This is a genomic window from Chloroflexota bacterium, assembly GCA_016219275.1.
Taxonomy (GTDB): Bacteria; Chloroflexota; Anaerolineae; order UBA4142; family UBA4142; genus JACRBM01.
The window spans coordinates 1-10,936 of sequence record JACRBM010000049.1 but is presented as its reverse complement, the minus strand read 5'-3'; the positions used below and the strand labels follow the sequence as shown (position 1 = coordinate 10,936).

The 10,936-nt window shown below is 56.0% G+C and carries 9 protein-coding genes; 8 read left to right on the top strand and 1 reads right to left on the bottom strand.

The genetic code is table 11. The features are described from left to right. Window positions 1-456 precede the first annotated feature (456 nt). From HY868_12610 to HY868_12600, 3 genes are all read left to right on the top strand, one after another. On the top strand, window positions 457-2,205 hold the full coding sequence (locus HY868_12610) for a peptide ABC transporter substrate-binding protein (GenBank protein ID MBI5302971.1): 1,749 nt from the start codon (window positions 457-459) through the stop codon (window positions 2,203-2,205). Window positions 2,206-2,326: 121 nt separating this feature from the next. Continuing rightward, on the top strand, window positions 2,327-3,373 hold the full coding sequence (locus tag HY868_12605; GenBank protein MBI5302970.1) for an ABC transporter permease: 1,047 nt from the start codon (window positions 2,327-2,329) through the stop codon (window positions 3,371-3,373). A gap of 7 nt (window positions 3,374-3,380) precedes the next feature. After that, on the top strand, window positions 3,381-4,373 hold the full coding sequence (locus HY868_12600; protein ID MBI5302969.1) for an ABC transporter permease: 993 nt from the start codon (window positions 3,381-3,383) through the stop codon (window positions 4,371-4,373). 72 nt (window positions 4,374-4,445) lie between these two features. Here HY868_12600 and HY868_12595 read toward each other — a convergent pair whose 3' ends face one another. Continuing rightward, window positions 4,446-5,249, bottom strand: a complete 804-nt coding sequence (locus tag HY868_12595) for a hypothetical protein (GenBank protein MBI5302968.1) — start codon at window positions 5,247-5,249, stop codon at window positions 4,446-4,448. Window positions 5,250-5,449: 200 nt separating this feature from the next. Between HY868_12595 and HY868_12590 the strand changes: the two genes are divergently transcribed. The 5 genes from HY868_12590 to HY868_12570 all read left to right on the top strand — a co-directional run. Continuing rightward, the gene (locus HY868_12590) at window positions 5,450-6,028 is read left to right on the top strand and encodes a superoxide dismutase [Fe] (GenBank protein ID MBI5302967.1); all 579 of its coding nucleotides are present in this window, start codon (window positions 5,450-5,452) and stop codon (window positions 6,026-6,028) included. Window positions 6,029-6,146: 118 nt separating this feature from the next. Further along, window positions 6,147-7,484 (top strand): winged helix-turn-helix domain-containing protein, encoded by a 1,338-nt coding sequence (locus HY868_12585; protein ID MBI5302966.1) that lies wholly within the window; start codon window positions 6,147-6,149, stop codon window positions 7,482-7,484. Between the two features lie 411 nt (window positions 7,485-7,895). After that, a complete protein-coding gene (locus HY868_12580) occupies window positions 7,896-8,573 on the top strand; it encodes a PspA/IM30 family protein (protein MBI5302965.1) in 678 nt (225 codons plus the stop codon). A gap of 115 nt (window positions 8,574-8,688) precedes the next feature. Then, window positions 8,689-9,876, top strand: a complete 1,188-nt coding sequence (locus HY868_12575; protein MBI5302964.1) for a substrate-binding domain-containing protein — start codon at window positions 8,689-8,691, stop codon at window positions 9,874-9,876. Window positions 9,877-9,978: 102 nt separating this feature from the next. Continuing rightward, a partial coding sequence (locus HY868_12570; protein MBI5302963.1) for a substrate-binding domain-containing protein occupies window positions 9,979-10,936 on the top strand: 958 nt, incomplete at its 3' end.

Here is a 10,936-nt window from a genome sequence, read left to right as displayed (position 1 = left end):
GGTGCGCACGCATCGCCGTCGGTTTCGGATGCACACACGCTCCGTCAAACAATCCAACGCTCAACTCAAGGATTTGGTGCGTCGTTGGAAAATGCTCCCGGCGGACAACGCGCCCAAGTGAGTTTTGCGGTATTGCGGAAAAACGCACCGAGTATTTGACAACCGCGTTTATTGCTCTTATAATGACTGGCGTGATTGAACACACGCACGCCTGAAAGGAGGTGGTCGAATCCAAGAGGACACTCCACCACTCGAAAGGCACGAGAGACAATGGTGTTTCGTTCGCGCGTTGATGCGATCGCTTGATGCCTCGCGCGTTTCCTCCGCATGTCTCCTGCCCGTTCGGTAGCAACGCTCACTTGTATTCGCACACTTGGCTTGTACGTGGTGGAGAACCGAAAAATTTTTTCGTTCGATCCATTCAACTGTTCAAACTCACAGGAGGAGAAGTAACAAATGAAAAAAACAATGCTCGTCTTGGGCTTGTTGATCGTAGTTGCGGCGCTTGCCGCATGCGCCACGCCGACCGAAGCGCCCAAGCCAGCCGCGACGACCGCCCCCGCGGCTCCCGCGGCGCCTACGGGTCCCAAGGTTCTGCGCATCGGTCGCGCAACCTACCCGTCGGTGATTGACCCCCAAAAGTCGTCCTTCGGTATCGAAATCGAAGTGATGAAGTTTTGCTACGAAGGCATCCTGGCAATTGACGCCAAGGGCAACATTGGTCCCGGTTCCGCGGACAAATGGACGATTGCGCCGGATGGTAAATCCATCGTTTTCCACATCCGTGATGGTTTGAAGCGCGCCGATGGTACGGCGTTGAATGCGTCTGACTTTGAGTACGCACTCAAGCGCGCGGTTGATCCCGGTGTCGCTGGCAAGCAGTATGCAGATATCTTGAGCGACATCAAAGGTGCCGGCGACCTGATTGGCGCGGAAGGCAAGAAACCGAGCGAAGCCGATCTCAAGAAGATGTACGACGGCTATGGGGTCAAGGCAGACGACAGCAAACGCGAACTGACCGTCTCATTCGACGCGCCTGCGCCGTACTGGACATACGTCGCGTACATCTGGGAAACCTACGTTCCTGACAAGAAGAAAGTAGACGCCGCCCCGGACAGTTGGTGGACCAAAGCCGACGGTCACAACTGCTATGGACCATTTACCATCAAGTCCATCGAAGAGGGCAAGCGCATCGTCTACCAAGCCAATCCAACCTACTGGCGCGGCAAGCCCAAGTTGGATCGCATCGAAGTGACCTACATCACCGACGAAGCGCAACGCTTTGAAGCGTACAAGAAAGACGAGTTCGACTTACTTGGCGTTCTTCCGCCGTCCGTGCAACCTCAAGTTGACGCGGACGCCAAGCTGAAGGGTGAATTGGTACGCTATGCGGGCGCAGTCACGCGCGCGTTCCAGTTCAACCAGACCAAGAAACCGTTTGACGACAAGAACGTGCGCGCCGCGTTCTCGCAAATGGTCAATCGCGTGGAATGGGTACGTGATGTGTTCAAGGGTCAAGGCGTTCCAACGACTCGCTGGATTCCGCCGGGCGTTCCCGGCGCGCAACCCGGCAAGCCCGGCGTGCCGGCTTCGGACGCCAAGGCGTCCGTCGAAACCCTGGTCAAAGCCGGCTACGGCTCTGGCGACAAGGTGGATTGCGCCAAACTTGGCGAAATCAAGCTGACGTTTGGTTCCACCGCTGCGAACCGCCCGCGCTTTGAGTGGCTCGCCGCGCAAATTCAGAAAACCTGGGGCTGCAATGCGGTTCTGGACCCGGTTGATCCCACGGTGTTGACCTCGCTGGTGAAAGACATCAAGACGCATCCACAGGTCGCCTACGGTGGCTGGATTCAAGACTATCCGCACCCACAGAACTGGCTCAGCGTGTACTTCAAGTGCACCGCGTTCGCCAAGCGCTTTGGCTATTGCAACAAAGACAACGATGCGGTGATGACGAAAGCTGACGCGACCGTCAACTTTGACGAAGCGGTCAAGCTGTACAGCCAAGCCGAAGACACGTTGCTCGCCGACATCCCGTTCGCGTTCATCGTTCACGAAGAGAACATTCACCTGATTAAACCATGGGTCAACGGACCGAAGGACAATCCGTCCTCCAGCGACGCCGAGTGGGCAGGCGAATGGGGTCCCGTCTGGATGTACGACATTGACCTGACCAAGGTTCCCGCGGCGTACCCAAAACAGTAAGTATCTCACGCTGTCAATGCGGCGGTGATCTTTATCCGCGCATGGACAAACGTACGTAATGGCTTGGCTGGTCGCGCACAACGGCGACCAGCCAAGCCCACCACATGTTAGCAGGGTTATTATGGGTCAATATTACATCCGTAGAGTTTTATACATCGTTCCAACTTTGTTCATGGTCATTCTTGTCACCTTCATTATCATGCACGCCGCGCCCGGCGGTCCGTGGGATGTTGATCCCGGCAGTCGCACGAGTGATCCGAGTGTGACCAGGCGACTCAATACGGCGTTCGGCTTGGACAAGCCGCTGTTCTTCAATACCGAAGCGGCGCAACAAGCCATGGATGAAGGCAAGGGACCGGTTGTCGCGATTCAAGGATTATTCGATGGACAATTCTGGGTCTTTATGGGCAATTTGATGCGAGGCAAATTTGGACCCTCGTATCGTTTTCTTGGGCGCGAAGTCGAAGATATTTTTTTCGAAGCCCCGCCGGATAGTCCCTTTTGGCAAAATCGTTTCTTTACGACCGTGATTCTCGGCGTTCTCGCCACGACGTTTGCGGTGCTGATTGGATTCCCCTTGGGGGTGATTGCCGCGCTGAAACAAAATACGTGGTGGGATACCGTATCGCTCTTCTTTGCGACGATCTTTTATGGCGTGCCCAATTTCGTGCTTGCCATTTTCCTGATCATTATCTTTGGCAGTTGGCTCGGTTGGATCAAGATTATCGAGATCAACTATTGGCAAAGTTTTACGCCGTGGATTCTGCCGGCATTCGTGCTCGCCGTTCCGACCGCCGCCTTTCTCGCGCGTCTCACCCGCTCCAGTGTACTTGAAGTGATGCGGATGGATTATGTGCGCACGGCGCGCGCCAAAGGACTCGCGGAGCGCGTCGTCGTCTTCAAACACATTATCAAGAACTCGTTGATTCCGATTGTGACCTTTCTGGGTCCCGCGCTCGCGACGTTGATCGTTGGCTCATTCATCATCGAAACGCAGTTTACCATTACCGGTATCGGGCGTTTGTTTGTCGAATCCATCTCGCGGCGTGACTATTCGATGATTCTCGGTTTGACGATCATCTATGCCGTGTTTATTGCCGTGGCGAATTTGCTCGTAGATGTGATTTACGGCTTTCTCGATCCACGTATTCGATTGAGTCAACAATAGGGACACTATGGCAGAACAAACTCAAGCCCTGCCCCTGCCTGGGGTACAGGCACAGTTGTTTACGCGCAAGCCAACGAACCTCTATCAAGATGCCTGGAATCGTCTGCTCAAGAACCGCGGCGCAGTCGCCGGGATGCTGGTGGTCGGGTTCTTTGCCGTCGTCGCGATTCTTGCGCCGTTACTTGCGCCGCACAATGCGTTGGCGATTTACCCGAACAACAGTTATCGCCCGCCGATGTGGGTGCACTCGGAGATCGCCTCGCAAGACGGTCATCCCGAGTTTCCGCTCGGTACTGACACAATTGGGCGCGATGTCTTGAGCCGCGCGATTTACGGCACGCGTACTTCGCTGATCGTCGGTTTCATCCCGATGCTTTTGATCGTCACGATCGGTACGATCATTGGTATGATTTCCGGCTTTGCGGGTGGGCGCGTGGACAACCTCTTGATGCGTTTTACCGACGTCATCTACGCCTTCCCCGACCTCTTGTTCTTTATCATCATGATGACGGCATTGCGCGAGACCTGGATCGGCAAACTGCTCAATGGGTTGTTCCTCCTCTTTGTGTCCCTCGCGTTGGTCAACTGGACGGGCGTGGCGCGGCTCGTGCGCGGGCAGGTGCTTGCGGTCAAAGAAAAAGAATTCGTCGAGGCGGCGCGCATGATTGGCGCTGGCAACGGGCGCATCATGTGGCGTCACTTGCTGCCCAATTGTCTCGCGCCGATCATTGTTTCCGCCGCGTTCCGCGTGCCGCAAGCCATTCTCCTCGAAGCCATCCTGGGATACATCGGTGTGGGCGTTCGCCCTGCTACCGATCCCAACGATTTTTTCCTGACCAGTTGGGGCAACATGTTGCTCGATGGACGTGATGCGATCTTGACCCAGTCCTGGCTGTTGATTACTCCGGCGATACTGATCGCCATGATCTTGTTAGCGTTTACCTTCATCGGGGATGGTTTGCGCGACGCGCTAGACCCGATGCTCAAAGGAAAAATCTGAGTCTGAAAACGCGAAACCCGCTCTCTCGATGAGAGCGGGTTTCTGTTTCAATGCGTTTTTTTGCGCGAATGGCTATGGCGCTGCCATGCCTGAATTGGGTCCCGGAATGGTGACCAGAACCCAGTCTCGATTCATCGCAATGCCCTCTTTGGACGGATCGAGTTTGAGAATCCGTGGATCGTACTGACTGTAATCGGGCAGATGGTCTTGCATTACGTTTTTGCCCACTTGGTACCGGGAATCACTCAGAATCATCCGAAGCAAAGCTAAGCGCGCCGAAAACATCAAGCCCATACCCGTCCCGTTGGTCGTATTGAGACCCGCCGCCGAAAAAGTGGCGGCTTTGCCATAAGCGTCAATAAAACGCAAACCGCCATCCTTCCGCCGAACGATCTTGTAAGCGGCTTGCAGCCCGTTCTCGTCTTCCTCCGTGACTGACCACACATGTTTGCCTTCTGGCAGTGGAATGAGGGCGATCTCAACCGGCTGATTCGTGTTCCACGTCATCGGCTTGGGCGCGTTTTGGTTCGGATCGGTTTCGTCGAAAGCCAGGACAGTTTTGTTTTGAGGGAATTCTCTAATGTACGCAATCAACCCGTCGCGCAAGGCGGGCTTGATGCTGACAAAGTGCAAGAGATATGGACTGGCGGCGATGACGGCAATCGGTTGCTCGTACGATGGAAGGATAAATTGATAGCCAATCGTCACGCCTTCGACGGCGTCACCTTGTTGTAGAGGACGATAGCCGCTGGGCAGTACGACTGTCGAATAAGGCGCGGGGGTTGCGTTTGTATCGCGCGGAGTCGGCGCAGTGGAACTACACGCGGTCAGCCATCCCAGCGCGAGCAACGCCACGATAAAAACTGATTTTCGCATCACGTACTCCTCTCCAGATTTCGCGACTATTCTATTCCCTTTTGAGTGATCGCGCAAACAGTGATTGCGTCGGCGTGCGAGACGTGCTAGAATGATTGCAACCCAGTTCCGCATGATGCGGAAAAACCGGATCACGAAAGGTCCGATGCGGCGCAAACGCGGCATCGGATTTTTCTTTTCACTCTTTACGAGGAGGGATGATGGAACACAAACTGGCTGAACTGCCGTTCGCCAAAGACGCGCTCGCGCCGGTCATTTCGGCGGAGACGCTCGAGTACCACTATGGCAAACACCACGCGACGTACGTGGCGAATCTCAACAAACTGATTCCCGGCACCGAGTTCGAGAATCTGTCGCTGGAAGAGATTGTGAAGAAATCGAGCGGCGGCATTTTCAACAACGCGGCGCAAGCGTGGAATCACACGTTCTACTGGAACTGCCTCGCGCCGAACGCGGGCGGCGGACCGACCGGCGCGCTCGCAGACGCGCTCGCGAAAACGTTCGGCTCGTTCGCGGCGTTCAAAGAAAAATTCAGTGCGACCGCGGTCGGCACGTTCGGCTCGGGCTGGGCGTGGCTCGTGGAAAATCCAGACGGCTCAGTCGCGATTGAAAGCACGAGCAACGCGGGGTGCCCGCTCACGACCCCCAAGACACCCTTGTTGACGTGCGACGTTTGGGAACACGCGTACTACATTGACTATCGCAACGCGCGTGCCAAGTACGTCGAAGCATTTTGGAACATCGTTAACTGGAAGTTCGTCGAGGCGAATTTCAAGTAATTGCTACCACAAAGGACACAGAGAGCACAGAGTATGCCTAAAACTCTGTGCTCTTTGTGTTCTCAGCGGTCAGATAGTTGGTTTGTCGTGAAATGCAAGTCGGGCTATAATTGCGCCGATGACGAAAAAATCGATTGCCCTACTACCTGGTTTGATTAGCCGCGCCGACGAGTTGGAATTCATTCGGCGGCACGCGACAAATGGCGCATGCTGTTCGATTGTCGGTGTCAGCAATCTCGGCAAGTCCGCGTTTTTGCGCCACCTCTGTGCGTCCGCGCGCGAGGGTGCGTTTGTTTACGTGGACTGCAACGCGATGCCGGAGCGCACCGCGCGCGCGTTCTTCATCGCGATCATACGCGCGCTCGCCGATACACTCGAACGACGCGCGTCCACGGCGCGCGAGCGCGCCCGCGCACTGTTCGACGAATTGTGCGCCGCGCCGAACGCGACCGATCTTGCTTTATGCTTCGACGCCGGCTTGACGCTGGCGCTCGCTCAACTTCCGCCGCCGCTCGTTTTGTGCCTCGACGATTTTGATGAAGCGTACCGCCACCTCGAACCGCAGACGTTCCTCAACTTGCGCGCGCTCAAGGACAAACACGACACCGCGCTCGCCTACGTCACGGCGACCGAACGCGAGCTCGCGCGGATGACGACGACGCGCGAGCAGGGCGAGTTCATGGAACTGGTCGCGCCGCGTGTGCAATTCCTGGGTTTTTGGAACGTCAGCGACACGCGCGAGTACTGTCGCCACTTTGCCGCGCGCGAAGGCGTCACATTCAGCGCGGACGACCTCGCGTTCATCGAGGAACACGCCGACGGTCATCCTGGGATCGCGCAAGCGGTGTGTTATGCGCTTGGCGCGGTCACGGGCGCGCCCACGCGCAACCAGCACCAGGATCGTGTGATTCACCAACTCGTGCAAAGAAATTTGTTGAGCGACTCGAACGTCCAGAGCGAGTGTGAGAAAATCTGGGACGATCTCGACGCGGATGAACGCGCCGTGCTTTTTACTCTGCCGCACAATGACGATCCAAGTCCGGCGCAACGTTCGTTGCGCGCCAAATTCATTCTGCGCGATACGCCGGACGGCGCGGCGATTTTTCCACGCGTCTTTGCCGAGTACGTGCGGCGGCAACATCTCGCGCAGCATCCGCAACCGCGCGGGGTGTACATAGACGTAGATGCCGGCGCAGTGTTTGTCGAAGGTAGACCTGTCGGAGAACTGACCGATTTAGAGTACCGCTTGATCGCGTTTCTCTACGGCAAACTCGATCGCGTGTGCGACAAGTTTTCGCTGGTCGAGAATGTGTGGGGGCAACAGTTCATTGACGAGGTGGACGACGCGCGCATCGAAAAACTCGTCAGTCGTCTGCGCGCGAAAATCGAACCCGACCCAGCCAAGCCGCGTTACCTGGTCAGCGTGCGTGGACGCGGGTACAAGTTAGTGCGATAGTGCAATCGTTCGATTGTGCGATAGTTGGATCGTGGTCGTCATTGGAGAACAGGATGTGGAATAGTCGCGTGGTCGTGTGGTTGCGCGATCCATTTGCCAACGCCATACTTCCACCTTTCACAGCCGTCGAGCGAAGCGAATTTTTGTGGATGTGTTCGGCTCAAGCATAAGCATCTCGATTCAACCTGTACCGCCAGGTGATTGGATGGCGCTTTGGATGTTTCGCCCCGACGATATTTACGTTGTGATTTATGAATACCAAAACTGGGCGCGTTATTGGCTCATTCAAAATCACGACTAGATGACCATCCGACTACCCGACTATTCGACTATCAACTGTCAGCCGCCTGTCAGGATTTTAACATTTGATGGTGCTACAATTGCGCCAGATTTTCAAACGGGAGGAACCCAATGGCTAGTCTACTCGAAAAAGTCCAAACGCTCATCGCCGCGAATTTGCACGCGCTTGTGGACGAGGCGCTCAAGAAAAACTCGCTCGCGGTGATTGACCAGTACATCCGCCAGGTCGAAGACAACCTCGAAGACCTTGAAGACGCGGCGGCAACGATTGGCGGAGAAGTAAAAACTTTGCGCCGCAAGTACGACGAGTTCGCCGCCAAATCCGCCGAACTGGATCGCAACATTGACCTGATGTTGAAAGAAGGCAAGGAAGAACTCGCGGTTGCCGCGCAGAGCAAACTCAATTCAACCGCGCGTCTCGCGGAAACCTACAAATCGCAGTACGAGCGCCAGCAAGCCGAGTACCAAAAATTACTTGACGGCAAACTGAAACTCGAAGCGAAACTCACGACCGTCAAGCAAGAACGCGAAGAGATGCAAGCCCTGCTCGATCTCGCCAAGTCGAAAGAGTTGACCGCGAAGACGATGCAATCGCTCGACAACTTGATGGGTTCGGGTGATCAAGACGTCGCACGCATGGCGGAAAGCATTCGCGCGCGACTCGACAAAGCGTCCGCGCGCGCCGAAATGCAAGCCTCGCGCCTCGACGAGCAAATGGACGAGTTGCTCGAACGCCATACGCTCGACACGCAGTTGGCGGAACGCAAGAAGAAGCTCGGTCTCATGTAAAGTTGGATGGTTGGATAGTTGCATAGTTGCATAGTTGGATAGTTCGGGGTTGCAACTGAGCGCCGAACTATTCAACTATCAAACTATCCAACTACCTTACCGTTTGGACAATCCTATGAACAGAACCCGAATCATTTTCTTCGCCATTGTCATCCTCGCCGCCGCAATCGTCGGCGTTTCGTTTTTGATTCAGCGTTTCAGCGGCGACATTCCGAATCCGACCGCGCAGCCAATTTCGGTGCGCGTCGTCACGGCGTTGCCGATTGAACCCTGGGTCACGGATGCCGCGCAGAAATTCAACGCGGAGAAACGAACCCAGGATGGTCGCACGATTGTCGTGACAGTCACGCCGATGGACAGCGTGACCGCGCTCGGCAAGTGGGATCGCGGCGAATTCAATCCGGTGCCGACGGCGTGGATTCCCGACAGCCGCTATCTCGTCGAACTGGTCAACGCGACGCAGAGCGAAAAACTGGGTCGCGATATTTTTCTGACGGATGGCGAATATCGCGCGCGTCCGCTCGTCACGTCGTTGTTTGCGTGGGGCATTTACAAAAGCCGCTTTGAAAAACTCGAAACGAAATTCGGAAAAGAGAACGTGAATTGGAAGACGATTCACGACGCCGCCATCGCGAAAGGTGGCTGGCCCGAACTCGGCGGCGATGCCAAGTGGGGCTATTTCAAACTCATCGTGCCGAATCCGAACAAGAACGCGGCAGGTTTGCTCGCGATGGTCTCGGCGGCGGGCGAGTACTATGACAAGGCGAGCATCGCGACCGAAGATGTGACCAGCCCGAAATTCCAAGCATGGCTCAAAGAGTTGATGGGCGCGGTCACGGATTTTTCATCGCTCAGTTCGTACACCGTCGAAGACCTGGCATTGTTCGGCAACTCGGTTGGCGACGGCGGACAGTTGCTCGAAAGCGATTTGCTCGTGAACATGAACGGCATTCAAACGCGTTGGCAAGACCCGCTCGTCATCGTGTACCCCAAATACCTGACCTGGTTCGATTTCCCGTTTACGGTTTGGATGGGACCCGAAACGAGCGCGGCAGAGAAAAATTCGGCGCTCCAATTTGAAAAGTTTTTGCTTGCCACGCCGATTCAAACGCTCGCGGCGCAACGCGGTTTCCGTCCGGCGAACACCGAGGTTTCGATTGCGGGCGCGGATAGTTTGTTCACGAAATGGGCGGCGCAAGGCGCGAAAGCCAAAGTCGAAAGTACCGCGCGGATGCGCGCGCCGGATCGCGAGACGTTGCAAGCGTTGCGGCGGTGGTTCGATTTGAACATCAAGGGGCGATAGAAACGCGATGCGCGATACGTATTGCGTAAAGAGTAAATTGTGATGCGTAAAATGAAACGATCAACACGAAAATCGGCTACCGCTCCCATATTGACATGCGCCGTGATCGCACTGGTTTTCCTGGTGTTCGGCGTGGCGCTCATCGCGTTTGCGGCGTGGGCGATCTTGTCACCCGCCGTTTCGACCGTGTCCACGCCGACCGTGAACGCGACGCTCGATCTCGCGTACTCGCCGGAAAAAGAAACGTTGATGCAAGACGTGATCGCGCGTTTTCACAAGGCGAATTACAAAACGCCTTCCGGCTTGCCGATGAAAATCAACGCGACGAAAATGGATGCCGCGGAAATGGTGGACGCGGCGCGCGCGGGCAAATTCAACGCGCTCAGTCCCGATTCGTCGCTGTGGCTGGCGCAGATTGACGCCGGCGATCCTAGCCACGCCCTTAAGGGTGTGGCAATAAGCGAGGCGACGCGGTTTGCCGTGACGCCGGTCGTCATCGCGATGTGGAACGATGTCGCGCAGTCGCTCGGTTATCCGCAAAAACAAATCGGCTGGCTCGATTTGCTCGCGAAAGCGAAAAGCGATTCCAACTTCAAGTGGAGTCATCCGAGCACCAGTTCCGCGAGCGGGTTGCTCGCGACGCTCGCCGAATTCTACGCGGGCGCGAACAAGACGCGCGCGCTGACCGAAGACGATGTGAAAAACCGCGCGACGCTCGATTACGTGAACGCGCTCGAAAAAACAGTCCGTTACTACGGCGAGGGCGAGCAGGCGACGATTGACCAGGTGCTGGCGAAGGGGCGCAACTATCTCGACGCGTTCGTCGTCTCCGAGCGGCTCGTCATCTACTTCAATTCCAAGTCTTCGACAAAACTTGTCGCGGTGTATCCCGTCGAAGGAACGCTGTGGCAAGACCATCCGCTCGCGCTGCTCGAACAGCCGAACCTCACCGACGACCAGCGGCTTACGTTTCGCCGTCTGCGCGATTTTGTGCTGTCCTCCGAAATTCAAAAACTGATTCTGCAATCGGGCTATCGTCCCGTTGACCTCAACCTGCGGC

Excerpts from the sequence above, each read along its gene's own strand:
- HY868_12610 (MBI5302971.1), top strand. The coding sequence starts at position 457 with ATGAAAAAAACAATGCTCGTCTTGGGCTTGTTGATCGTAGTTGCGGCG.
- HY868_12605 (MBI5302970.1), top strand. The coding sequence starts at position 2,327 with ATGGGTCAATATTACATCCGTAGAGTTTTATACATCGTTCCAACTTTG.
- HY868_12600 (MBI5302969.1), top strand. The coding sequence starts at position 3,381 with ATGGCAGAACAAACTCAAGCCCTGCCCCTGCCTGGGGTACAGGCACAG.
- HY868_12595 (MBI5302968.1), bottom strand. The coding sequence starts at position 5,249 with ATGCGAAAATCAGTTTTTATCGTGGCGTTGCTCGCGCTGGGATGGCTG.
- HY868_12590 (MBI5302967.1), top strand. The coding sequence starts at position 5,450 with ATGGAACACAAACTGGCTGAACTGCCGTTCGCCAAAGACGCGCTCGCG.
- HY868_12585 (MBI5302966.1), top strand. The coding sequence starts at position 6,147 with ATGACGAAAAAATCGATTGCCCTACTACCTGGTTTGATTAGCCGCGCC.
- HY868_12580 (MBI5302965.1), top strand. The coding sequence starts at position 7,896 with ATGGCTAGTCTACTCGAAAAAGTCCAAACGCTCATCGCCGCGAATTTG.
- HY868_12575 (MBI5302964.1), top strand. The coding sequence starts at position 8,689 with ATGAACAGAACCCGAATCATTTTCTTCGCCATTGTCATCCTCGCCGCC.